We start from the raw sequence: 22,785 nt of genomic DNA on the forward strand, positions 1-22,785 counted from the left end.
CCCGCCCCCCCCCCCCCCCCCCCGCCCCCCCCCCCCCCCCGGGGGGGCCGCCCCAGATTGAGCTTGATCGGTCGAATCACCGAGTCGGGCGCCAGCGCGCGCAGCCTGGGCGGCGCAGCCTTGCTGCGCGGCAACCTGCTGCTCTGTCTTAGCTATCTCGCGGTGGGCTCGCTCAGTCTGATGCTTGCCGTGCCGCCCGGTTACGCGTCGCCGCTGTTCCCGCCTGCGGGCATCGCGCTCGGCGCGGTGCTGGTGTTCGGGCGCCGGCTCCTGCCGGGCGTGTTCCTCGGCGCGCTGCTGCTCAACCTGCTGCACGGCTATACCTTGTCGGCCGAGCTGTTGCCGGCGCCGGCTGCTGCCATTGCGCTCGCAGTGATGCTGCAGGCCTGGGCGGGCGCATGGCTGGTGCAACGCCTGGTGGGCGGCTCGCTGCGGCTCGACGAGCCGCTCGCCGTGATCCGTTTCGTTGGCGCAGTGGTGCTGGGCTGTGCCGTGGCGGCCAGCCTGGCGCTGCCGGCGCTGCATGGCCTCGGGCGGCTGCCGTTGCGCGAGTTGCCCTATTCCTGGTGGAACTGGTGGCTGGGCGATGCGGTTGGCGCGATGACCTTCACGCCGCTGACGCTGCTGGTGCTCGCGCGGCCGGGCGATAGCTGGTTCGGCCGCCGTGCGGCGGTGGGTGTGCCGATCGTGGCCTCGGTGGCGGCGCTGGTCGTGCTCTTCCTGCAGTTCGCCGAATGGGAGCGCAGCCGCGTCGATCGCGCGCTCGAACGCGATGCCGCCTTCGCTCTGCGCGGTCTGCGCGACAGCCTGCAGTCGCCCGTCGATGTGCTGGGCAGCATCCGGCAATTCATCGAGAACTCCGACGATGTCACGCGCGATGAATTCAGCCACTTTGTGCGCCCCTGGCTGGCGCGCGATGCGGCGGTGCTGGCGCTGGGGCGTGCCGAGCATGTCGTGCCGGCCGAAGTTCCGGCCCTGCTCGCGCGGCAGCGAGCATCTGGCCTGAGCGACTTCCGCATCATCGTGCGCGACGCGGCCGGGGTGCGGCGCCCTGCGCCCGCAGGGGAGGCCCGCGAGCGTTTGGTGATTACCGCGATCGAGCCGACTGGCGTGAACCGCGATGCATTGGGGCTGGACATCTTTACGGTGGCGGCGTCACGCGCCGCAGCGCTGCGCGCGCAAGAACGCGAGCGCGCGGCCGCCACGCAGCCGTTCCGGCTTGCCCAGCAGCGCGGGCCGGATGAGCGCGGCATCGTCGTGTATCTCGCCTACGGCAGCTCGGCGGCTGAGCCGCCCGCGCGCGGCAGCAAGGGGGGCGGGGTGGTATTTGCCGCGTTCTCGCTCGACGACCTGGTGCAGCACTTGCAGGCCTCCACACCTGCCGGTCTGCAACTTTGCCTGTCCGACACCAGCGACAGCACGGTCATCCGGATCGCAGGTGCGCCGGGCTGCGAGCAACTGGGCGAAGGCGCTTTCGTGTCGCGCGCGTCCTTCAACGTGGCCGACCGTTCATGGACCTTGCGCCTTGCGGCACAGAACTCTTACCTCGCGGCGCAGAGCGGCGTGCTGCGCTGGTGGGCGCCTCTCTTCGGGGCGGTTGGAAGCGCCCTGCTGGTGGCCTTTGTGCTCACGTCTGCGGGCCGCACGCGGCGTGTCGAGGAGCTGATCGCGCAGCGCACCGCCGAACTCAGCGCGGCACAACGGCGCTACGCCGAACTGGTGAATTCGCTCGACGGCGTGATCTGGGAGGCCGAGCGCGGCCCGCGCGGGCTGACCTTCATCAGCGATCGGGTCGTCGCGTTGCTCGGCTACCCGGCGAGTGACTGGCTCGGGCCGGACTTCTGGCTGCGCTGCATTCCACCGGAAGACCGCGAGTCGGTGCAGGCCCGTCTGTCCGAGGCGATCGCGCGTGGTGAGCCTGGTTTCGAAATCGAGTTCCGTGTGCGCGCGCAGGACGGGCGAATCCTGTGGCTGCAGAACATCGTGACCCGGCTTTCGCCGCACGAGGGTGACACGCTGCTGCGTGGCGTGGCGCTGGATATCACCGCGCGGCATGCCGTGTCGGAGCAGCTCGCGGTGAGCGAACGACGGCTGCGCGCGATCACCTCGGCGGCATCGGCCTATCTGTACGAAATCGACGCCGAGGGCGTGATCCGCTTCGTCAACCGCACCTACGACGGGCTGCTCGACGAGGAAGTGCTCGGCACCCGTCTGGTTGCCTGGTTCCCGCCCGAGATGCAGGGCTGGATCGCGAACACGCTCGATCAGGTCTGGCAGAGCGGCCACAGCCGCACGGTGGAGTACGCGCTGCCCGACCCGCAGGGGCGCATCCATCACTACCTGACCGAGCTGACCCCGGTAAGCGACAAGGGCCGTGTGCTGGCCGTGGTGCTGTCGGCGGCAGATATATCCGGCGTGAAGCGGGTCGAAGCGCGGCTGCGTGCTTCCGAGCGGCGGTTCAGCGACATGCTGGCGAATGTGAAGCTCGCCGCAGTGCAGCTTGACCTGCAAGGGCGGGTGAGCTTCTGCAACGCCTTCCTGCTGCAGTTGCTGGGTTATCGCGCAGACGAACTGATTGGACAGGACTGGTTTGCGCTCGTGGTTCCCGCCGCGCAGCGCGATACGGTTCGCGCGGTGATCACCAAGCTGCAGGCCGAGGGTCGCGCAATCGATCAATTCGAGAACGAGATCTGCTGCCGTGACGGCAGCCATCGCCTGATTGCATGGAACAACACGCTGTTGCGCGACGCCGACGGTGTCGTGATCGGCGTGGCCAGCATCGGCGAGGACGTGACAGCCCGCCACCAGGCCGAACTTGAACGTGAGCGCGCATGGGTGCTGCTGCAGGCGGCGATCGCCCAGTCGCCGGCCGGCATCCTGATCGTCGATGCGCCCAGCATGCGTCTGCGCATGGCCAACCCGGCGGCCGTTCATCTGCGCGGCATGGCGCCGGGTGAGGATGACGCATCGGTGATTGCCTTCATGCAGGGCTGGCAGGTCTTCAACCCGGATGGCAGCCTCTGCGAGACGGCGAACTGGCCGATCGCGCGGGCCGTTCAGGGGCTGGAGGTCACTGAGAATGCCGAGCTGATCGTGCGTGATCCGGAGGGCCGCGATCGCTGGGTCACCGCGAACGCCGCACCGGTGCGCGCGGCGGACGGCACGGTGATCGCCGGCATCGTGGTGTTCAACGACGTCACGCTGCTCAAGGAGCAGCAGCAACGCCTCGCTCACCTCGCGCACTACGATGCGCTGACCCGCCTGCCCAACCGCGTGTTGCTGGCCGACCGCCTGCAGCTGGCGCTGCAACAGTCAGGGCGCTCGCAAGCCATGCTGGCCGTGGCCTATCTCGACCTCGACGGCTTCAAGCCGGTCAACGACCATCTGGGGCATGAGGCTGGCGATGTGCTGCTGGTCGATGTGGCGAACCGCCTGCGCGGCGTATTGCGCGGTGGCGATACCGTGGCGCGGATCGGCGGCGACGAGTTCGTGTTGTTGCTGCACGATCTGAACGACTTTGCCGAATGCGAGCAGGTGCTGCGGCGGGTGCTCGCCGAAGTGGCGGCGCCCTACCGGCTCGATGGCGCGGTGGTCGAGATCTCCGCCAGCATTGGTGTGACGGTGTTCCCCGCCGACGGTGCCGACCCCGACACGTTGCTGCGTCATGCCGACCAGGCCATGTATGTCGCGAAGCAGGGCGGCGGCAACCGCTACCACCTGTTCGATGCGGAACTGGACCGGCGAGCCCGCGAGGAACGTGCGCTGATCGGCGAGATCGACAAGGCGATCAGCGCTGGCGAGCTGGTGCTGCACTTCCAGCCGCGAGTCGATCTGCGTGCCGGCAAGGTGATCGGCGTCGAAGCGCTGGTGCGCTGGCAGCATCCTGTGCGCGGGCTGCTGCCGCCATCTGCCTTCCTGCCGCAGATCGAAGACCATCCGCTTTCGATCACCCTCGGCGAATGGGTCATCGGCGAAGCGCTGCGCTGCCTGCGCGGCTGGCAGGCGGAAGGGCTGCGGCTGCAGGTGAGCCTGAACATCGCTGCGCGCCACTTGCAGAGCGCCAACCTCGTCGGTTTCATCGAGCGTGCCTTGCTCGACTACCCCGATGTGCCCGCGCACGCACTCGAACTGGAGATTCTCGAAACTGCCGCCATCGAAGATCTGCAGCATGTCGGCAGTGTCATCGAAGCCTGCCAGCGCTTGGGTATCGGTGCGGCCATCGACGACTTCGGCACCGGCTACTCATCGCTGTCCTACTTCAAGCGCCTGCCGGCCGAGGTCATCAAGATCGACCAGAGCTTCATCCGCGACATGCTGCACGACCCCGAGGACCTTGCCATCGTCGAGGGCGTGATCGGCCTCTCGCGCGTGTTCCGCAGGACCGTGGTTGCCGAGGGGGTTGAGACCGAGCAGCACGGCCTGATCCTGCTCGCGCTCGGGTGCGATCAGGCTCAGGGTTACGCGATCGCGCGCCCCATGCCGGCGGGCGAGCTGGTCGAATGGGTGCGCAACTACCGGCCGTTCGAGAGCTGGGGCGAGCAGGTGCGGCGGCTCGCGCGCGAGGACTTTGCGCTGCTTGGCGCCGAGGTCGAGCACTACCAGTGGATGGAGCGCATTCGCTCCCTGCTCGCACAACCCGACGGCGCCGCCCACTTCCCGTATCTGCTTGCGACCGAGTGCCGACTCGGGCGCTGGCTAGAACAGGAGGCCGACCCGCAGCGTGCCGGCCTCGCGGCGATTCGCGAGTTGCACGACCTGCTGCACGGGCAGGCCGACGCCGTGGCGACGCAGCTTCGGGCTGGTGACTCCGCGGCCGCACAACGCGCGTTTGCCGAGATGCAGCAGACCCGCGACCAGTTGTTCGGCCAGGTGCGCGTGCTGATCGGCATTGTTTGAAGGCGTGCCGCTGCGCGGCAGCGATCGGCGGCCGCTTTGCGGCGCGAATGGAGACCGCTACACGGAGAGTCCTCTCGTGTCGCGAAGGTACGAGTCAGTAACTTCAATGCGCGATGCGCATTGGCCCCCGCTTCGCGTGGACGTGCCTTCGTAGCGCGAAGGTACTAGTCAGTGACTTAAATTCGCTGCGCGAACTCACGCCGCTCCGCGGCGCGTCCCTTCGTAGCGCGAAGGCCCAAGCCTAATGGCTTGTGCCTTCGTCCTTCTGAGTTTTGTTCCAGACGTTGTATTTGCCGACGGGCTTGTCGGCGGGCAGGCGTTTGACTTCCTTCAACGTCTTCGCGTCGATGATCACCAACGCGCCCCCGTCGGCTTCACGTTCCCAGATGCTGACCACGGCGTGGCGGCCAGTGCGGTCGAACTCGACGTGGGCGGCGGTCCTGCCGGGGGCGGGGGTGATCGTGCCGGCGGGTTTGAGCGTCGCCTTGTCGATCAACAGCATGGTGTCCTTCTTCGGGCTCATCATCGCGTCGGCCCAGGCGTAGGGCGTGGTGCTGTGGCTGCGCAGGAAGAAGCCGGGGCCGAGCGCGGGGATCTGTGCAATCTCGCGCCAGTTCCTCATGTCGATCACGGAGATCACGCTCTCGCGCAGGTTCGGCGTGGCGAGCACGGTTGAACCCTCGTGCGACCAGGTGATGCCGGACCCGACATGCGGCATGCCGGCCACCGGCAGTTCGGCGATCTTGATACGCGCATCGAGGTTCACTACCTGCGCACGGCCGCCGCTGCGCGCAGCGCCGATTGCGTCGCGGTAGGCGGGGTCGAAGAAGAAATCCTCCATCGGCTCTTCGAGCGGGATGCGTCGCACGTTCAGGTAGCCGGGCTTGGCAATCGCTTCGCCCATCTTGTAGTCATGCACATAGCCGTCGTGGATCGGCTCGGCCTTCGGGTCGTAGCTGATCTCCCACAGCTCGGGAATGTCGCGCAGCGCGGCGACGAAGCTCTTGCGCGGGCCGGCGTCGTAGATTGCGGCGACGCGCGACGCTTGATCGCCCTTGAGGTTGGCGACCGAGATTGTCTTGATCGGTTTGAGCTCGGCATCCATCAGCACGATGGTGCGCGGCAGCGTGTTCGCGGCGGCGACGAACTTGCCGTCGGCCGACACTGCGACGTTACGGGTGTTCAGCCCGACGCGGATCTCGGCGGCCGTCTTCAGGTTGTAGAGGTCGTACTTGCTGACCCAGCCATCGCGCGAAGCGAAGAACACATAGCGGCCGTCCGGCGTGAACTTCGGCCCGCCGTGCAGCGCGAACTTGGACGGGAAACGATCCAGCCGTTCGAAGCGGTCGCCGTCGAGGATGCTGACGGTGGAGTTGCCGGCCTCGACCACGACGAAGAGGTTCAGCGGATCGGCCTTGAACTGCGGCGTATCGGGCAGGCTGCCCGGCGCGAAATGGACGATGCGCGATGCAGCGGTGTCTGCCTCGGTCCAGTGTGGTGCGGGGGCCACCGGTGTGTAGAGCCAGCTTGCCAGCGCCTCAATGTCGGCGGTGGCCAGCCGGTCGGCGAAGCCCTGCATCTGGGTTGCGGGGCGGCCGTCGCGGATGGTCTTGATCGCTTCCGGCTTTTTCAGCCGCTCCAGGCTTTCGGGCAGCAGCGCCGGCCCCATGAGGCCGAGCCGGTCGGCACCGTGGCAGCTGGCGCAATGCTGCTGGAACAGCGCGGCGGGGTCGGCGGCCTGGGCGAGGGTGCCGAAACTCAGAAGGGCGGCAGCGAGCAGGCGGCGCATCAGCGGGCCTCCACCAGCGGAATGCTCACGCGCGGCGCCGGTGCATGCTCAACGCCGATCTCTTCATCGCTGAGGTAGCAGCCGGGGTCTTCGGCCCAGAAATCGCCGGTGAGCTGTTGTGCGCGGGTGCGGGTGTTGCCGTTACAGATCGCCAGATAGGCGCAGGCACCACAGCGTCCGGTGACCGGGCGCGGGCGCTGCTTGAGGCCGGCCATCAGCGGGTCGCTGGTGTCGGCCCAGATCTCGCCGAAGGGGCGCGTCTTCACGTTGCCGAGCGGGTAGTGCCACCACATCGTGTCCGGGTGCACCACGCCGAGGTTGTCGATGTTCGCGACATTCACGCCGGACGAATTGCCGCCCCAGCGCACCAGTCGCTCGGCGACGATCGCATGGTGCTGCGGAAAGTGGCGATGTACCCACTGCAGCAGGAACACGCCGTCGGCATCGTTGTTGCCGGTGACGTATTCGCGGGTGCCACCGGCCTGTGCATCGGCGAGCGCTCGCGCAAAGAGTGTTTGCATCGCGCGCCGCGTCGTTGCGTGCTGTGCGTCGGTCTTGCGGTTCTTGTTGCCGCGGCCCGCGTAGTTCAGGTGCGAGAAGTAGAACTTGTCGATCCCCTCGCGCTCGCACAGGTCCAGCAGCGGCTCGAAGTCGTGTGCGTTGCCCTCTGTCATCGTGTAGCGCGCGCCGACTTTCACGCCCAGCGCATGTAACTGGCGGATCGCGGCGAGCGATGCGTCGAAGGCGCCTTCCTTGCGGCGGAAGTGGTCGTGCGTCGCGCCGATGCCGTCGAGGCTGATGCCGACATAGTCGAAGCCCTGCGCCGCGACGCGCTCGGCCAGGGTGGCGTCGATCAGCGTGCCGTTGGTCGACAGCCCGACGTAGAAGCCCATTGTCTTGGCGCGATCCGCGATCTGCCAGATGTCCGGCCGCAGCAGCGGCTCGCCGCCGGAGAGGATCAGTACCCGTACGCCGGCAGCGTAGAGGTCGTCCATCGCGCGGAACACCTGCTCGGTGCTCAGTTCGTTGGGGAAATCGGTGTCCGCCGAAATCGAGTAGCAGTGGCGGCAGGTCAGGTTGCAGCGGCGGATCAGGTTCCAGATCACCACCGGCCCGGCCGGTGCACCGCTGCGCACGCGGGGCGGGGCCTCGCCGCGTTCGAGCGCGGCGATCAACTGCATGTACTGGCTGATGCGGAACATTGGACGACTCCCCCGAGGTGTGAGCGCAGGTTAGGAGCCGCGCCCCGCGCCAGCCTTGACTGCCATCAACGGCGCCGGGCCGCTTGTCACCTCAACCGACCAGCAGCAGGTGGACGGCCCGCGGCCCATGCGCGCCGATCTGTATCGTCTGCTCCACATCGCCGGTGCGCGAGGGCCCGGCAATCAGGTTCAGCGCGCGCGGCATTGCGCCTGTCGCCCGCAGCTTCGCCCACACTGCTTCCTGGTCCGGCAGCAGGTCTTCGCGGTGCAACACGATCACCTGGAACTCCGGCACGAAGTTGTGCGTGATTGGCGACTCGGGCCCGCTGTGCATCACCAGCGTGCCACTTTCTGCGATACCGGCGAAGGCGAGCGACACTGCGGCGACGGTGGCCTCGCTGGCGGCACCGGTGTCGACGCGCACATCGGCAGGCCAGTTCAAACCTCCCAGCGGCGCGGCAACCGAGAGTGCGCTCGGCACGCCGCGCGTCGCAAGCCACGCCAGCGCGCGCGCTGGTACCTCGGCCAGGCTGGCGAGCCGCTCATGGCTGCACGCATGCAGCGTGGCGCGTTCGATGAAGCGTGCCAGCGGATCGGCAATGGCTTGCGTTGGCCGGGCAGCCGGCAGCCCCGGCGGGCAGATGCCCGCGTTCGCAAGCGCAAAGCGGATGCTGACCAGCACTTGCTCGCGGCTCATTGTTCGCCCCCGCGTTGCTGCTGCCACTGTTCGAGGAAGGTGGCGCCGCTGGGCGCCGGCAGATCGCGTATGCCAGTCCAGGCTCCCGCGCCGGGCAGCGAAGCGATACGCCCCGTCTTGCCGGCCCGCGCTCTCAGCAGCCGGCTGCCGAAGCGCTCCAGCGCGTGGTACAGCCCCGGCTGCCGGGCCACCCAGCCCCAGGCCGCCATCAGCGTGCGCTGCCGTGCTGGCATCAGGCCCGCCTTCACCTGTTCGCTGCGCAGCGTGCGGATCAGCTCGGTGAGCGGAATCTTCACCGGGCACACGCTCTGGCAGCGCCCGTTCAAGGTGCAGGCGTTGGGCAGGTCGTAGTGCTCGGCCAGCCCGTTGAACAGCGGCGTCAGGATTGCCCCCATCGGCCCCGGATAAACCCAGCCGTAGGCGTGGCCGCCGATGGCGCTGTATACCGGGCAATGGTTCATGCAAGCACCGCAGCGGATACAGCGCAGCATGTCGCGGAACTTGCCGCCCAGCATCTTCGAGCGGCCGTTGTCGACCAGTACGACGTGGTATTCCTGCGGCCCGTCCGGGTCGCCCGCGCGCTGCGGGCCGGTCGAGATCGTGGTGTAGCACTCGGTGTCCTGCCCGGTTGCGCTGCGCGCGAGGATGCGCAGGAACACCGAGAGGTCGTCCAGCGTCGGCAGCACGCGCTCGATGCCCGAGGTGACGATATGCACCCGCGCCAGCGTCTGCGACAGGTCGCCGTTGCCCTCGTTGGTGACGATGACGCTGCTCCCGGTTTCGGCGATCAGGAAGTTGCCGCCGGTGATGCCGACATCGGCCCGGAAGAACTTCTCGCGCAGCACATGGCGCGCTTCATTCACCAGCCCGGCGACGGATTCTTCACGCGCCCGCCCGGGGTGGTGCGCCTCGAACAGATCCGCCACCTGCTCGCGCGTCTTGTGGATTGCCGGCGCGATGATGTGGGAGGGCGGTTCCTGTGCGAGCTGGATGATGTACTCGCCCAGATCGGTCTCGACGACCTCGTAGCCCGCGGCTTCCAGTGCCGGGTTCAGCGCAATCTCCTCGCTGACCATCGATTTGCCCTTGCAGATCGTCTTCGCGTTGGCGTCGCGGCAGATGCCGAGGATGATCTCGCGCGCCTCGGCCGCATCACTGGCGAAATGCACCTTGCCGCCAGCGGCCTCTACCGCGGCGGCGTAGCGTTCCAGCCAGACGTCCAGTTCACCGAGCACCGCATTCTTGATCTGCGCCGCACGCTCGCGCAGCGCCTCGAAGTCCGCAAGCTCGGCCACAGCGCTGGCACGTTTGGCGACGAACAGTGGCTTGAAGTTGCCGAGTGCCTTCTGCAGCGAGGCGTCCTTCAGTGCGAGCGCCGCGCGCGATTCGAAGCTGCCGGCGGCGGGATTCATCGCGGCTCCTCGTCGCCGATCGCGGGGCCATCTGCGCGGCCGGCGAGCACCTCGGCGGTATGCAGCACGCGGATGCGCGAGCCTTTGCGCTTGAGCCGCCCGGCGATGTTCAGCAAGCAGCCCAGATCGCCGCCCAGCAGGGTGTCCGCGCCGGTCGCTTCCAGCGAGCGGATCTTGTCGTCCACCATCTTTTCCGAAATCGCCGGGTACTTCACGCAGAAGCTGCCGCCGAAACCGCAGCACACCTCCGCATCGTCCATTTCCAGCAGCGACAGGCCCTTCACCTTGCCCAACAGCGAACGGGGCTGCGATTTCACGCCCAGCTCCCGCAGGCCGCTGCAGGAATCGTGGTAGCTCGCGCGGCCCGGATAGGCACTATCGACATTCACCTTAAGCTCATCCGCAAGAAAGCTCAGCAGCTCGTGTGACTTGCCCGCCAGCGCCAGTGCGCGGGGCGCCCAGTCCGGGTCGGATGCGAACATCTCGGGGTATTTGCGCAGCGTGCCGATGCAGGAGCCCGAGGCCGCGACGACGTAGTCGAAGCCCTCGAACTGTTCGATTACCTGACGCGCCAGCGCGCGAGCAGTGTCGTCATCACCCGCCGACCAGGCCGGCTGGCCGCAGCAGGTCTGCGCCATCGGCACCGATACCTTGCAGCCCGCGCGTTCGAGCAATGCGACCGCCGAGAAGCCGATGTTCGGGCGGAAGACGTTCATCAGGCAGGTGGCGAACAAACCGACCCGCGGCGATTCGGACATGCAGGGCCCCTCAGGAAGCGTCGACGTGGGTCGATGCTAGGCCGCTGCCGCGCGGGCCTCAAGCGAAACCGTTGCGGCGAAGATAAAGCGGCATCGCCATAAACAAAACCGCCCCGGCGATGCGGGGCGGCAGGGCTGCTGTGTCGGTGATCGTCAGAGCTTGTCGAGCTCGCTGAGCTTTACTTGTTTGGTCGTATCCACGCCGCCGTCGCCGTTTGCATCCAGATCCAGCTGGGCCGCGTCACCCCCCAGGTAGGTCAGCCATAGCGTGCTCTTGCCGGTGCTGGTGCGGATGCGTCCGGCGCTCGGGTAGGGGTCGGCGGAGTCGGTGTAGAACACCGCCTGCTCGGTCACGATCGCGAGCTTGCCGGTATAGGCGCTGTGCGTGATGTCGACCTGTTCCGACGCAGTCATGCTGACGCTCCTGCCGTTGAGCACGGTGTTCAGCGTGGCGGTGGGGATCGAGACAGTCGCGGCGCCTGAGCTACCGCCCGCGCTGCTCAGCGTAACGTTGCTGAGCGTCAATACGGCGGTGGAGCGCGTCGTCGAATCCTGCGCGATGTTCAGTATCGCTTTGCCGCTCAGGCCAATCTGCTCGCTGCCTTGGGCCACTTTGAAATTGGTGATGGTGATCGCGAAGCCCATCTGTCCGGTGCCGAGCTGGAAGTTGCCGTCAGCAGCGGTCACGCCTAGGGTGTAGACGCCATTGACTGTCTTGCTGCCATCGGAGCATGCGTTGAAGGTCAGCGCTGCGGTATCGCCGGTGTCCAGAATTCGGTTGTTGTTGACGTCGTCGAGTTGCGCGCCGATGTTGCCGCTGGGCCAACAGTCATTCGAAATCTGAGACGTCCGCGCCGCCGCGCGAGGGGTTAGGCCCAGCGCGTCGGCGGCAGTCCGGACCTGCGCTGAGCCCGACACCGTCGAACCCAACACGTACTTGTCGGCCATGGCGCCGACGGAGCCGCTGGCGAGCACCGTATCGACCACGATGGCCGCTGTGGCGTCCATGTTCTCGGCGCTGATCTGCTGGGGCGTTGTTTGCGCCGGCGTATCGCCGCCACTTCCACCCCCGCAGGCGGCGAGGAGTAACAGGGACGATGCGGCGACTGCAGTCGAAAACATGTGCCTTTGGTGCATGAAGGGCTCCTTGGATTAAGTGCCCGCATGGTTACAGGCACGGATTCCAGATTCAAGTGCGGATGTCGCAGCGCGGGCTGTGTCAGGACGGTAGTAGTCGCTTAAGGGGCGCGCGCGAGACTACGCGGCCGGCGCGTCGTCGGTCGTGGCCGGATACCGCAGGCACGAGACTTGAGCCGGTATGTGCATGGCATATCGCGCATGCCAAAGCATCGGCCGCGTCCGACTGCGGCACGCCGCAGAGGGTGAGCAGGCGTACCACCATGTGCGACACCTGATCCTTCGTGGCACGGCCTTGGCCGACGACGGCCTTCTTGATCTGCATCGTGCCGTATTCCGCCACCGGCAGGCCGGCGGTCGTCATCGCTGCAATCGCGGCGCCGCGTGCTTGGCCCAGCAACAGCGTCGACCACGGATTCTTGTTGAGGAAGACTTCTTCGATCGCGGCCTGGTGTGGGGCGTACTCGGCGATCACTTCACGGATGCTGTCGAACACCACGCCAAGGCGCTGCGGCAGTGGCTCGCGCTCGTTGGTGCGGATACAGCCGCTGGCGACATAGCTGAGTTTTGACCCGCGCTTGTCGATCACGCCAAAGCCGGTGCTCTGCAAGCCCGGGTCGATGCCGAGGATGCGGATCGCGTCGGTCGATTGCATTCAACGCCCCTTTGCCAGCCACACGCCGGTTACGGCCGCGAGCATGCCCGCCAGCGCGAGGCCGTTGAGAGTTTCGCCGAAGATCGCCCAGGCGAGCAGCGCGGTCGTTGGCGGCGTCAGATAGAACAGCCGCGCCACGTTAACCGCGCTGCCGCGGCGGATCAGCAGGTTCAGCAGCGTGATGGCGCCGATTGAGAGCACCAAAACGAGCCAGCCGAGCGCGAAGACGAAAGCGCCATGCCATTGCACCTGCATCGTTTCGGTCGCGAGCGCGACCGGCAAGGTCACCAACGCACTGGCGCCGAACTGCACGACGGCGCCAGTGCGCAGATCGAAGTGCGGGCAGAAGCGCTTCTGATACAGCGTACCGAGCGTAATGCCCAGCAGGGCTGCGAGCGCGGGCAGGATCATGCCGCCCAGCGTGGCCAGTTCAACACTGCCGGTCTTGTGTGCGACCACCATCGCGACGCCGGCGAAGCCAAGCGCGAGGCCGGCCCACTGCCGCCTGCTCACGTGCTCGCCGAGCAACAGGCCGGCAACAAGCGCCGTCAGCAGGGGCTGTATGCCGACCACCAAGGCCGTGATGCCCGCGGGCAGGCCGTGGTGGATCGCGGTGAATACACCCCCAAGGTAGAGCGCATGGACCAACAGCCCGCTTACGCCGATATGCGCGATCTGGCGCGCGTCACGTGGCCACGGCGCGCGGGTGGCGAAGGCAAGCAGCGACAGCAGCGCAATCACCAGCAGGTAGCGTAGCAGCAGGAAGGTGAGGGGCTCGGCGTACGGCAGGCCGAGTTTGGCGCCGATGAAGCCGCTGCTCCACAGCAGCACGAAGAGCAGCGGGGTCAGGCGTGCCATGCGGCGCTTAGCCGGGCAGGCCGCGTTCGCGCGCCATGCGGCGCGCAACGCTGACGATCAGGTGCGCCTGGTTGGCGTCGAGCTCGGGCATGCGGTCGCGTAGCGTGCGGTAGGCAAGCATGTCCTGCGAGCGGCCAGCCCATTGGTTCGCGGGGTCGAAGAACGGGGCGATCAGCGCGTAAGCGGCGTCGACCTTGGCGCGCAGTGCGCTGTCCGTACGCCGTTCAATCACCGGGGCATTGCTCATCCGGAAGCTCCGGGTTTGCCGGGCGCTGGGTGCGCCCGGCTGGGGGTGAATCACTCGTCGATTGCGGCCGAGGTGTAGACCTCTTGCACATCGTCCAGCGAGTCGAGTGCGTCGAGCAGCTTCTGCATGCGTTCGCCTTCGTCGCCTGCGAGCACCGTTTCATTCAGCGCCTTCATCGTGACTTCGCCGAACTCTGCCTTGAAGCCGGCTGCTTCCAGCGCTTCCTTGACGGCCGAGAATTCCCACGGACCGGTCACGACTTCGATCGAGCCGTCGTCGTTCGTCACAACGTCTTCCGCGCCCGCTTCAAGCGCGGCATCCATCAGCGCGTCTTCGCTGGTGCCCGGTGCGAACAGCAGGGTGCCGCAGTGCTTGAACTGGAACGCCACGCAGCCGTCGGTGCCCATGTTGCCGCCGTACTTCGAGAAGGCATGGCGCACGTCCGCCACGGTGCGAACCTTGTTGTCGGTGAGGCAATCGACCATCACCGCCGCGCCGCCGATGCCGTAGCCTTCATAGCGGCATTCTTCATACGTGACGCCTTCAAGCTGGCCGGTGCCGCGCTTGATCGCGTTCTCGATGTTGTCCTTCGGCATCGACTCGGCCTTTGCCTTGTCGACTGCCAGCCGCAAACGCGGGTTGGCCGTGAGATCGCCACCGCCCATCTTGGCAGCGACCGTGATTTCCTTGATCAGTTTGGTGAACACCTTGCCCCGCTTGGCGTCCTGACGGCCCTTGCGGTGCTGGATGTTGGCCCATTTCGAGTGACCCGCCATGATCCAGATTCCGGTTAATCGCAAAGCCGGCGATTCTACACCTCGGGCCGCTGTGGCGCGGCTCGCGCGGCTTGCGCTGCGTCATGGCGCGTGGGCGGCTGGCGCAGCCGCTCGTGCTACGCTCGCAGCCAAATCCCGCAGCCATACGGAGTCCGCCATGACCGAACCGCTCGTCATTGCCCGCGTCGACCAGCAGGACATCGCCCTGCTGCCCCAGCTTGCCAACCGCCACGGCCTCATCACCGGCGCCACCGGTACCGGCAAAACCGTGACGCTGCAGAAGCTCGCCGAATCCTTCTCGCGCATCGGCGTGCCGGTATTCATGGCGGATGTGAAGGGCGACCTTTCCGGCCTCGGCGCAGCGGGCGCTGAAACGCCCAAGCTCAAGGCGCGCGCCGAACAGCTGGGCACGGAGTTGCCAGCGTTCGAAGCTTGTCCGACGGTGTTCTGGGACGTCTTTGGCGGCGCTGGCCACCCGGTGCGCGCGACGATCTCGGACATGGGGCCGCTGCTGCTGGCACGGCTGCTGAACCTCAACGACACGCAGGCCGGCGTGCTGCAACTGGTGTTCAAGATCGCCGACGACAACGGGCTGCTGTTGCTGGATCTGAAGGATCTGCGCGCGATGGTCCAGCATGTCGGCGACAACGCCAAACAGTTCACCACCGAGTACGGCAACGTCTCCGCGGCCTCGATCGGTGCGATCCAGCGCGGCCTGCTGTCGATCGAGCAGGAGGGGGCGGACAAGTTCTTCGGCGAGCCGATGCTGGACATCGCCGACCTGATGCAGACCGATCAGAAGGGCCGCGGCGTCATCAACATCCTCGCGGCGGACAAGCTGTACGGTTCGCCGCGGCTGTACTCCACCTTCCTGCTGTGGATGTTGGCCGAGCTGTTCGAACACTTGCCGGAGGTGGGCGACCTCGACAAGCCGAAGCTGGTGTTCTTCTTCGACGAGGCACACCTGCTGTTCAACGAGGCGCCGCCTGCGCTGCTGGAAAAGATCGAACAGGTGGTACGACTGATTCGTTCCAAAGGGGTCGGCGTGTACTTCGTGACGCAGAACCCGCTCGACATCCCGGATACGGTGCTGGGCCAGCTTGGCAACCGCGTGCAGCATGCGCTGCGCGCTTTCACGCCGCGCGACCAGAAGGCGGTGCAGACCGCGGCGCAGACCTTGCGCGCAAACCCGAAGTTCGACGCGGCGACGGCGATCACCGAGCTTGGTGTTGGCGAGGCGCTGGTGTCATTCCTCGACGAAAAGGGTCGGCCCGCCGTTGTCGAGCGCGCCTACATCACCGCACCGGGTACCCGCATCGGTCCGCTCACCGCTCCTGAGCGCGACGCGCTGATCAAAGGCTCGCTGCTTTACGGCCACTACGAAGAAGTGCTCGATCGCGAATCGGCGTACGAGCGCCTGCGTGGTACCACTGCGGCAGGCGGCGGCGCTGGCAAGCCCGCGGCCGGCGCGCCGGCCACGGGGCAAGCTGCTGCCGAGGGAGGCGGGTTGGGCGGTATGTTGAGCGGCATCCTGTTCGGCACCACTGGCCCGCGCGGCGCGCAGCATGACGGCCTGGTGCAGACCGTCGCGAAGAGCGTCGCACGCACGCTGGGCAGCCAGGTCGGTCGTGAGATCGTTCGTGGCGTGCTCGGTTCGATCCTCGGCGGTTCGTCGTCGCGCCGCCGCTAAGGGGAGAGGTCAACGAAAAAGCCCAGTCCGAAGACTGGGCTTTTTCTTGAATCTGGTGGGGGCACAAGGACTTGAACCTTGGACCTACGGATTAAGAGTCCGCTGCTCTACCAACTGAGCTATACCCCCAAAGGGCTTTACGTTGTTCGGACTGGTGGGTCGGGCGAGACTCGAACTCGCGACCAACGGATTAAAAGTCCGCTGCTCTACCGACTGAGCTACCGACCCATGTCAAACAGAGCAAATAATTATAGTCCGCAGAATTTTCACTGTCAACAACATCGACGCTGAAAACTGAAAATCAGCCTGCTGTGCGATAACGGGTCGGGTCCGCCAGCCCCGCAGCCTCGAATCCGGCGCGGCGCAGGCGGCAGGCGTCGCACTCTCCGCACGCGCGACCTTCGTCGTCGGCCTGGTAGCACGACACGGTGATGCCGTAGTCGACGCCGAGCGCGACACCGCGCTGAACGATCTGCGCTTTCGAGAGTTCGATTAGCGGTGCATGGATATGCATGCGAGCCCCTTCGACACCGACCTTGGTGGCAAGGTTGGCCATCGCCTCGAAGGCTGCGATGAACTCCGGACGACAGTCTGGGTAGCCCGAGTAGTCGACCGCATTCACGCCGACGTAGATGTCGTTGGCGCCCAGCACTTCGGCCCAGCCCAGCGCGAGCGACAGCATCACGGTGTTGCGGGCGGGTACGTAAGTCACTGGAATGCCGGCTTCGATGCCACCGGTGGGCACCGCAATCGCGGCATCAGTCAGTGCAGAGCCGCCGAATTGACCGAGGTCGACCTGCGCGGTGCGGTGCTCACGAGCGCCAAGCGCTGCGGCAACGCGGGCGGCGGCTTGCAGCTCGGCGGCGTGCCGCTGGCCGTAAGAGACGGATAGCGCGTAGGGCGTGAAACCCTCGGCGCGGGCGATGGCGAGGCAGGTCGCCGAATCAAGCCCGCCTGAAAGCAGGACGACGGCGCGTCGTTCGGTCATGGTGGTTCCTTGATGCATTGTGTGCGTCATGTGAGCCCTTGGGCTCAGCGTCCGGGCTGGTTGCCCCAAATCACCTTGTGCAGTTGTACCTGCATGCGAACCGGCAATTGATCGCGCAGCACCCATTCAGCCAGTTGTGCGGGCGATAGCGTGCCTTGCACCGGCGATAGCAACACGGTGCAGCGTTCGGTGAGCGCATGCTTGCCGATCTGTTCCCGCGCCCAGAGATAGTCGGCCTCGTCGGCGAGGACGATCTTCACTTCATCGTCGGAACGCAGCAGCGGGATGTTGGTATCGAGGTTGCGTGCGACCTCGCCGGAGCCCGGTGCCTTCAGATCCATGATGCGCGACACGCGCGGATCGACGGCGCTGATGTCGAGTGCGCCCGAGGTTTCCAGCGATACCGAATAGCCTGTGTCGCAGAGTGCCGTCAGCAGCGGCAGGCAGGCCTTCTGTGCAAGCGGCTCGCCGCCGGTGACGCACACGGTGCGCGTGCCGTGGCGGGCGGTTTCGGCCAGGATCGCATCGATCGTGAACCATTCGCCACCCGTGAAGGAGTAGGTCGTATCGCACCAGACGCAGCGCAGCGGGCAGCCGGTCAGGCGAATGAAGACGGTTGGCAGGCCGACGCGGGTGGATTCACCCTGCAGCGAAAAAAAGATTTCGGTCAGGCGCAATCGTGTTGCGCCGACCGACGATACGGCGTTGCTCACTTCTTGCCCAGGCGCTGTTTCGCGGTCTGTGCGGCCGGGCTGGACGGGTACTTCGAGACGATCTTCTCGAGCGAGGCGCGCGCACCTTTCTTGTCGCCGAGTTCGGTCTGGCAGTTCGACAGGCCCAGCAGGGCGTCGGGTGCACGAGCGTCGTCGGGCCAGCCGTCGGCGGTCTTGCCGTAGTAGCGTGCCGCTTCAGCGACTTCGCGTTGCTGATACAGCGCTGAGGCGGCCCAGAAGTTCGCGCTCGGCAGGAAAGTACTCTTCGGATACGCCTTCGTGAAGGCGATGAACGCGGCTGCTGCGTCCTTGTTCTTGCCGGCCTTGACCAGATTCAGCGCTGCTTCGTAATCGTGTGTCTCGTTCGCAGGGTCTGCGACGGGTGCAGCGGGTGCAGACTGCGAGGCATCCGGGGCAACTGCGGCGGTTTCAAACTTGCGCAGGCGGGTGTCGAGGTCGACGTAAAAATCGCGCTGGCGCTTCTGTGCTTGATCCAGGTCGTTGGTCAGCACTTCCATCTGGCCACGCAGCTTCGCGAGCTCTTGCTTCAGTGCTTCGATCTGGTTGGCGAGTTCGATCTGGCCCCGTGCGGAGGCTTCGAGCTTTTCCAGCCGGTTTTCATGATCGATGCGCACGCCTTCGATCTGCTTGCGCGCGACGTCGTCGTCAAAAAGCCCGGCGCGGGCCGGAAGGGCAACCGCGCCGAGCAGCATTGCGAGCGCAATGCCGCGCATATCAGTACTCGCCCGAGTACAGCACGTCTGCGCGACGGTTCTGCTCCCACGAAGCTTCGTCATGGCCGGTGGCCTTCGGCTTTTCTTCGCCGAGCGACACTGCTTCCATTTGAGCATCCTTGGCGCCGAGCAGGCCCATGGCCTTCTTCACGGCTTCAGCACGCTTCTGGCCGAGCGCCAGGTTGTACTCACGCGAACCGCGCTCGTCGGCGTTACCCTGGATCAGGACCTTCAGCTGCGGGTTCGACACCAGGAACTTGGCGTGCGCTTCGATCATCGGCTGATAGATCACGCGGATGTCGTACTTGTCGAAGTCGAAGTAGACGCTGCGGTGCGACAGGATGTTGTTCGGATCCTTGAGCGCTGCCAGCGGGTCAACCTTGACCGGTTCAGCCGGCTTGGTGACTTCGGCCGGCTTGGTCGGCTTGGTGTCGGCGACCGGTGCGGTGGTTTCGGTCGGCGCGGTGCTACAAGCGGCGAGCGCGGCTGCGAGCAGGGAGGGGAGAAGCAGTTTACGCATGATGTGAAGCTCCTGTGTTATTCAAAAAATAGTGCCCATGCCACTCATTTTGGCAGCGGGCCCCAGGCGGGCTCCCGGACATCACCGGAAAAACCCGAGAGGCGCTGCTTGACGCGCCCGTCGGCGGACACCGCAGACAGAACGCCGCGCCCGCCGACCTCGGTGGCATAGAGGATCAGACGGCCATTTGGCGCGAAACTTGGCGACTCGTCCTTGTCCGAGTCGGTAATGATCTGTACCTGCTGCGAGGCGAGATCCATCAAAGCAATACGGAAGCGGCCTTCGCTGCGCGTCAGGTAGGCGAGCGTCTTGCCGTCCGGCGATACATGCGGGCTGACGTTGTAGCTACCTTCAAAGGTCACGCGCGTTGCATCGCCGCCGCCGGCCGGAATGCGGTACACCTGCGGTGAACCGCCACGGTCGGATGTGAAATACAGGAACTGACCGTCCGGCGAGTAATGCGGTTCCGTATCGATGCCGCTCGACTGCGTCAGTCGCCGCAGGCCACTGCCGTCGGCACGCAGTTCGTAGATCTGCGAGATGCCGTCTTTCGTGAGCACGACGGCGAGACGACTGCCGTCCGGCGCCCATGCGGGTGCGGAGTTAGAGCCCTTGAAGTTCGACAGCACGGTGCGCTGCCGCGTTGCCAGCGTGTGGATGTAGATCACCGGCTTCTTCGTCTGGAACGACACATAGGCCAGCCGGGTGCCATCCGGCGACCAGGCCGGCGAGATGATCGGATCATCCGAAACCAAGGCGGCGCTGGCGTTCTGGCCGTCGGCATCGGCGATCTGCAGCTGGTACTGGCGGCCGTTCTTCACGACATAGGCAATGCGCGTGGAGAACACGCCCGGTTCGCCGAGCAATTTTTCGTAGACCCAGTCGGCGATGCGGTGCGCTGCATAGCGGAACTGTTCGGTCAGGATCGTCAGCTCAAGCCCGCCCAGATCGGCTGCCTTGGTCGTGTCGAACAGGCGGAAACGAACCGTCAGCCGACCATCGGCCATGCGCGTAACACTGCCGGCTACGAAGGCATCGGCGCCGCGGTATTTCCAGTTGCCGAAGTCGATCTTGGCGGTTTCCCCGACTGGCTGAGGGCCTGTTTCGACGATACGGAACAGGCCGCAGCGCTCAAGGTCGGCGCGCACCACGTCGGAAATCGAACGCGGCAGCAGGCCTTCGCCATCGAAGGCGGCGACCGCGATCGGGAATTGCCGCGCACCAGCGCCGGTAATCTCGATGCGCAGCTGCGCGTGTGCCGGAACTGCCGCAAGACCGGCGACAGCGGCGCCGGTGTGTAGGAAGTCACGTCGGGAGAGCATCTTGCGATTATAAGTCATTGGGGGCCTTCGGGATTCCTACTGCTGCAGCGGGCGCACAGCCAGCTCCAGGCGTCGTTCGAACAGATCGCTCTTCTCCGGCAACGGCAGCGGGCTGGATTTGCGGATGGCCCGCTCGATCGAGGCGTCCAGCGTCGCGTTGCCGCTGCTGGTCTTCAGGCGGACGTCCATGACCTCGCCGGTCGGGAGCTGCTCGACGATGAAGACCGCTTCCGGATTGCCGGAAAGGCCCGGCGGTACAACGATGTTGCCGCGGACCTTGACGCGGATTTTGTTGACCCAGTCGTCGCGGGCGCGATCGGACTTGGCACCCGACAGGCGTGCCATCTCTTCCTTCAGTGCGCGATCCTGCTGGACCTTTGCGGCCTCGCGCGCCGCCTTGGCCTGTACCGCGCGGGTTTCGGCCTCGGCTGCTGCACGCAGGTCGGGCTGGGGTTCGCGTTTCTCTGGCTTGCTGTCCTGCTTCGGTTTGGGCTCCGGCTTAGGCTCGGGCTTGGGTTCCGGTTTGGGCTCGACTTTCTTCTCGGGCTTCTTTTCCGGCTTTGGTGTCGGCAGCGCGATATCCGGTTTTGCAACGGGCTTGGGCGGCTCGGCCTCGACTTTCGGCACGGGTTTCGGCGTTGGTGCCGGCGCGACTTCGCGCGGAGCGGGCGGCGGCGGGGGCGGAGGCTCGCTGGCCACGCTGGGCGTGTTGGCGCGCACCAGTGCCACCTCGAAGGATTCCGGCGCCTTGCGCTGCCAGTTCACACCCCAGAACAGGATGCCGACGAGCACCAGATGTACCAGCGCAGCCATGCCCGCCGAGAGCCATTTGCCGGGCTCCTCGGGCGTTCGCAGCGCGGGGTTGAACTCCATGCCGGGCGATCCTCAGCGCTTGCCCTGCTGTACCAGCAGGCCGACCTTCTGCACCTGATTTTTCTGCAACAGATCCATCAGGTTCATCACCGCCTCGTACTTGACGCGCTTGTCCGCCGCGATCAGCACCGGCTGTTCGGCGTTGCGTGCCTGGGCGTCCTGCAGCAGACCGACGAGTTCGTTCTCGCTCACTTCCTTCGTCTGCGCGCCCTTGCGTGCGCGGTCGAGCACCGAGAGCTGGAGGTTCTCGTCCAGGTGTACTTCGATCGGCTGTGCGGGCGGCTGCGGCGCCTTGCCGACCGACGGCAGGTTCACGTTGCCGGTGGTCATCATCGGCGTGGCGACCATGAAGATGATCAGCAACACCAGCATCACGTCGATGTAAGGCACGACGTTGATCTGGTTCATCATGCGGCGCGGACGACGGCTCATGGCGCCTCCAGCCTAGTCGCCCCACGGGCGGCGCGCGTGCCTTGGAGGGCCCGTGAACGAATGCTTGAGTGCGGGGCCATCACTTCAACTGGCGCTGCAGGATGTTCGAGAACTCTTCCTGGAAGCTCTCGAAGCGGGTGGCGAGGCGGTCGATGTCGTAGGCGAAGCGGTTGTAGGCGACGACCGCCGGGATCGCGGCGAACAGACCGATCGCCGTGGCGACCAGTGCTTCGGCGATACCCGGTGCGACTTGCGACAGCGTGGCCGAGCCCACATCGCCGAGGCCCTTGAACGCGTGCATGATGCCCCACACGGTGCCGAAGAGACCGACATACGGGCTGACGGAGCCCGCCGACGCGAGGAATGCGGTGTGCGCTTCGAGGTCGTCGAGCTCGCGCTGATAGGTCGCGCGCATCGCACGGCGGGCGCCGTCAATGATGTCCGACGCATCGAGGTTGTTCTGGCCGCGCAGTTTGGCGAATTCACGGTAACCGGCTTCAAAGATGCGCCCCAACGGCCCGACCATTTCGCGCGAGGCCGAGGCGCTGCGGTAGATCGCGCCAAGATCTCCGCCACTCCAGAACTCGCGCTCGAACTCCATCGTGCGGGCGCGGGCGGCGCGGATCGCGATGCCCTTGCGGAAGATCCAGTACCACGACATCAGCGACACCACGATCAAAAGCAACAGCACCAGCTGGACGACGATGCTCGCGTGCGCGATCAGCGAAAGGATGGATAGGTCATCGTTTCCGGTCATCGATGGGATTCCGAATGAGAGTCAAGGTTGGACGCCATCAGCGTCCGGATATCAGGCGGCACCGAGGCCGGCTTGCGCTTGTTCCAGTCTACGCAGACTACGCCGACGCGGGATTCGAACAGGCGTTCGCTGCCGCGCATGATGGTCTGTGCAAACACGATCTTCGAGCGGCCCATCTCGGCGACATAGGTTTCCACCGTCAGCGCGTCGTCGAGCACACCGCTCTTCAGATATTCCGCTTCGACCGTGCGGACGACGAAAACGAGCCCGCGTTCCTCGCGCAACTGCTGCTTTTCAAAACCAAGCGCCCGCAGCCATTCGGTGCGGGC

Annotated in this window: 21 protein-coding genes and 2 tRNA genes; 2 read left to right on the top strand and 21 right to left on the bottom strand. The window is 66.0% G+C overall.

Annotated features, from left to right (window positions below):
- Window positions 1-63 precede the first annotated feature (63 nt).
- Entirely contained in the window at window positions 64-4,896 is a 4,833-nt protein-coding gene (locus ACE3P0_RS14365; RefSeq protein WP_374403379.1) for an EAL domain-containing protein, read from the top strand.
- Window positions 4,897-5,137: 241 nt separating this feature from the next.
- Here ACE3P0_RS14365 and ACE3P0_RS14370 read toward each other — a convergent pair whose 3' ends face one another.
- The 10 genes from ACE3P0_RS14370 to ACE3P0_RS14415 all read right to left on the bottom strand — a co-directional run bounded on the left by ACE3P0_RS14370 (window position 5,138) and on the right by ACE3P0_RS14415 (window position 14,427).
- A complete protein-coding gene (locus tag ACE3P0_RS14370) occupies window positions 5,138-6,685 on the bottom strand; it encodes a cytochrome D1 domain-containing protein (RefSeq protein ID WP_374403380.1) in 1,548 nt (515 codons plus the stop codon).
- Window positions 6,685-7,887 (bottom strand): heme d1 biosynthesis radical SAM protein NirJ, encoded by a 1,203-nt coding sequence (gene nirJ, locus ACE3P0_RS14375; protein WP_374403381.1) that lies wholly within the window; start codon window positions 7,885-7,887, stop codon window positions 6,685-6,687. Before nirJ ends, ACE3P0_RS14370 begins: the two co-directional genes overlap by 1 nt.
- Window positions 7,888-7,978: 91 nt before the next feature.
- Window positions 7,979-8,584, bottom strand: coding sequence for a lactate utilization protein C (locus ACE3P0_RS14380; RefSeq protein ID WP_374403382.1), 606 nt, complete (start codon window positions 8,582-8,584; stop codon window positions 7,979-7,981).
- Window positions 8,581-9,996, bottom strand: coding sequence for a LutB/LldF family L-lactate oxidation iron-sulfur protein (locus tag ACE3P0_RS14385; protein WP_374403383.1), 1,416 nt, complete (start codon window positions 9,994-9,996; stop codon window positions 8,581-8,583). Before ACE3P0_RS14385 ends, ACE3P0_RS14380 begins: the two co-directional genes overlap by 4 nt.
- Window positions 9,993-10,754, bottom strand: coding sequence for a (Fe-S)-binding protein (locus ACE3P0_RS14390; protein ID WP_374403384.1), 762 nt, complete (start codon window positions 10,752-10,754; stop codon window positions 9,993-9,995). The genes ACE3P0_RS14385 and ACE3P0_RS14390 overlap by 4 nt, the downstream gene beginning before the upstream one ends.
- Before the next feature lie 153 nt (window positions 10,755-10,907).
- Entirely contained in the window at window positions 10,908-11,891 is a 984-nt protein-coding gene (locus tag ACE3P0_RS14395; RefSeq protein WP_374403385.1) for a hypothetical protein, read from the bottom strand.
- An 82-nt stretch (window positions 11,892-11,973) separates the two neighbouring features.
- Window positions 11,974-12,546 (bottom strand): crossover junction endodeoxyribonuclease RuvC, encoded by a 573-nt coding sequence (gene ruvC / locus ACE3P0_RS14400; RefSeq protein WP_374403386.1) that lies wholly within the window; start codon window positions 12,544-12,546, stop codon window positions 11,974-11,976.
- Entirely contained in the window at window positions 12,547-13,404 is an 858-nt protein-coding gene (locus tag ACE3P0_RS14405) for a DMT family transporter (protein WP_374403387.1), read from the bottom strand.
- A gap of 7 nt (window positions 13,405-13,411) precedes the next feature.
- Complete coding sequence (locus ACE3P0_RS14410; RefSeq protein WP_374403388.1) at window positions 13,412-13,651, bottom strand: hypothetical protein; 240 nt, start codon at window positions 13,649-13,651, stop codon at window positions 13,412-13,414.
- A gap of 50 nt (window positions 13,652-13,701) precedes the next feature.
- Window positions 13,702-14,427, bottom strand: coding sequence for a YebC/PmpR family DNA-binding transcriptional regulator (locus ACE3P0_RS14415; protein ID WP_172203278.1), 726 nt, complete (start codon window positions 14,425-14,427; stop codon window positions 13,702-13,704).
- A gap of 157 nt (window positions 14,428-14,584) precedes the next feature.
- On the opposite strand from ACE3P0_RS14415, the gene ACE3P0_RS14420 reads away from it, so the two are divergent.
- Window positions 14,585-16,117 carry a helicase HerA-like domain-containing protein gene (locus ACE3P0_RS14420; protein WP_374403389.1) on the top strand — a complete coding sequence of 511 codons (1,533 nt, stop codon included), beginning with the start codon at window positions 14,585-14,587 and terminating at the stop codon, window positions 16,115-16,117.
- A gap of 53 nt (window positions 16,118-16,170) precedes the next feature.
- On the opposite strand, the gene ACE3P0_RS14425 is transcribed toward ACE3P0_RS14420, so the two are convergent.
- From ACE3P0_RS14425 to ACE3P0_RS14475, 11 genes are all read right to left on the bottom strand, one after another.
- Window positions 16,171-16,246 (bottom strand) — tRNA-Lys (locus ACE3P0_RS14425).
- Window positions 16,247-16,269: 23 nt separating this feature from the next.
- Window positions 16,270-16,345 (bottom strand) — tRNA-Lys (locus ACE3P0_RS14430).
- Between the two features lie 73 nt (window positions 16,346-16,418).
- The gene (queC, locus tag ACE3P0_RS14435; RefSeq protein ID WP_374403390.1) at window positions 16,419-17,105 is read right to left on the bottom strand and encodes a 7-cyano-7-deazaguanine synthase QueC; all 687 of its coding nucleotides are present in this window, start codon (window positions 17,103-17,105) and stop codon (window positions 16,419-16,421) included.
- A 44-nt stretch (window positions 17,106-17,149) separates the two neighbouring features.
- On the bottom strand, window positions 17,150-17,818 hold the full coding sequence (gene queE, locus ACE3P0_RS14440; RefSeq protein WP_374403391.1) for a 7-carboxy-7-deazaguanine synthase QueE: 669 nt from the start codon (window positions 17,816-17,818) through the stop codon (window positions 17,150-17,152).
- The gene (ybgF, locus tag ACE3P0_RS14445; protein ID WP_374403392.1) at window positions 17,815-18,552 is read right to left on the bottom strand and encodes a tol-pal system protein YbgF; all 738 of its coding nucleotides are present in this window, start codon (window positions 18,550-18,552) and stop codon (window positions 17,815-17,817) included. The genes queE and ybgF overlap by 4 nt, the downstream gene beginning before the upstream one ends.
- A gap of 1 nt (window position 18,553) precedes the next feature.
- Window positions 18,554-19,072: a peptidoglycan-associated lipoprotein Pal gene (pal, locus tag ACE3P0_RS14450; protein ID WP_374403393.1), complete on the bottom strand. Its 519-nt coding sequence runs from the start codon at window positions 19,070-19,072 to the stop codon at window positions 18,554-18,556.
- Window positions 19,073-19,116: 44 nt separating this feature from the next.
- On the bottom strand, window positions 19,117-20,412 hold the full coding sequence (tolB, locus tag ACE3P0_RS14455; protein ID WP_374403394.1) for a Tol-Pal system beta propeller repeat protein TolB: 1,296 nt from the start codon (window positions 20,410-20,412) through the stop codon (window positions 19,117-19,119).
- An 18-nt stretch (window positions 20,413-20,430) separates the two neighbouring features.
- A complete protein-coding gene (locus ACE3P0_RS14460; protein ID WP_374403395.1) occupies window positions 20,431-21,267 on the bottom strand; it encodes an energy transducer TonB in 837 nt (278 codons plus the stop codon).
- 12 nt (window positions 21,268-21,279) lie between these two features.
- On the bottom strand, window positions 21,280-21,699 hold the full coding sequence (locus ACE3P0_RS14465; RefSeq protein WP_374403396.1) for an ExbD/TolR family protein: 420 nt from the start codon (window positions 21,697-21,699) through the stop codon (window positions 21,280-21,282).
- Between the two features lie 79 nt (window positions 21,700-21,778).
- Entirely contained in the window at window positions 21,779-22,456 is a 678-nt protein-coding gene (gene tolQ, locus ACE3P0_RS14470; RefSeq protein WP_374403397.1) for a protein TolQ, read from the bottom strand.
- Window positions 22,453-22,785, bottom strand: a 333-nt coding sequence (locus ACE3P0_RS14475) for an acyl-CoA thioesterase (RefSeq protein WP_374403398.1), incomplete at its 5' end; no start/stop codon positions are given. The genes ACE3P0_RS14475 and tolQ, both read right to left, overlap by 4 nt.

The sequence above is a fragment of the Niveibacterium sp. genome (assembly GCF_041909475.1).
Lineage (GTDB): Bacteria > Pseudomonadota > Gammaproteobacteria > Burkholderiales > Rhodocyclaceae > Niveibacterium.

Excerpts from the sequence above, each read along its gene's own strand:
- ACE3P0_RS14370 (WP_374403380.1), bottom strand. The coding sequence starts at position 6,685 with ATGCGCCGCCTGCTCGCTGCCGCCCTTCTGAGTTTCGGCACCCTCGCC.
- nirJ (WP_374403381.1), bottom strand. The coding sequence starts at position 7,887 with ATGTTCCGCATCAGCCAGTACATGCAGTTGATCGCCGCGCTCGAACGC.
- ACE3P0_RS14380 (WP_374403382.1), bottom strand. The coding sequence starts at position 8,584 with ATGAGCCGCGAGCAAGTGCTGGTCAGCATCCGCTTTGCGCTTGCGAAC.
- ACE3P0_RS14385 (WP_374403383.1), bottom strand. The coding sequence starts at position 9,996 with ATGAATCCCGCCGCCGGCAGCTTCGAATCGCGCGCGGCGCTCGCACTG.
- ACE3P0_RS14390 (WP_374403384.1), bottom strand. The coding sequence starts at position 10,754 with ATGTCCGAATCGCCGCGGGTCGGTTTGTTCGCCACCTGCCTGATGAAC.
- ACE3P0_RS14395 (WP_374403385.1), bottom strand. The coding sequence starts at position 11,891 with ATGCACCAAAGGCACATGTTTTCGACTGCAGTCGCCGCATCGTCCCTG.
- ruvC (WP_374403386.1), bottom strand. The coding sequence starts at position 12,546 with ATGCAATCGACCGACGCGATCCGCATCCTCGGCATCGACCCGGGCTTG.
- ACE3P0_RS14405 (WP_374403387.1), bottom strand. The coding sequence starts at position 13,404 with ATGGCACGCCTGACCCCGCTGCTCTTCGTGCTGCTGTGGAGCAGCGGC.
- ACE3P0_RS14410 (WP_374403388.1), bottom strand. The coding sequence starts at position 13,651 with ATGAGCAATGCCCCGGTGATTGAACGGCGTACGGACAGCGCACTGCGC.
- ACE3P0_RS14415 (WP_172203278.1), bottom strand. The coding sequence starts at position 14,427 with ATGGCGGGTCACTCGAAATGGGCCAACATCCAGCACCGCAAGGGCCGT.
- ACE3P0_RS14420 (WP_374403389.1), top strand. The coding sequence starts at position 14,585 with ATGACCGAACCGCTCGTCATTGCCCGCGTCGACCAGCAGGACATCGCC.
- queC (WP_374403390.1), bottom strand. The coding sequence starts at position 17,105 with ATGACCGAACGACGCGCCGTCGTCCTGCTTTCAGGCGGGCTTGATTCG.
- ybgF (WP_374403392.1), bottom strand. The coding sequence starts at position 18,552 with ATGCGCGGCATTGCGCTCGCAATGCTGCTCGGCGCGGTTGCCCTTCCG.
- pal (WP_374403393.1), bottom strand. The coding sequence starts at position 19,072 with ATGCGTAAACTGCTTCTCCCCTCCCTGCTCGCAGCCGCGCTCGCCGCT.
- tolB (WP_374403394.1), bottom strand. The coding sequence starts at position 20,412 with ATGACTTATAATCGCAAGATGCTCTCCCGACGTGACTTCCTACACACC.
- ACE3P0_RS14460 (WP_374403395.1), bottom strand. The coding sequence starts at position 21,267 with ATGGAGTTCAACCCCGCGCTGCGAACGCCCGAGGAGCCCGGCAAATGG.
- ACE3P0_RS14465 (WP_374403396.1), bottom strand. The coding sequence starts at position 21,699 with ATGAGCCGTCGTCCGCGCCGCATGATGAACCAGATCAACGTCGTGCCT.
- tolQ (WP_374403397.1), bottom strand. The coding sequence starts at position 22,456 with ATGACCGGAAACGATGACCTATCCATCCTTTCGCTGATCGCGCACGCG.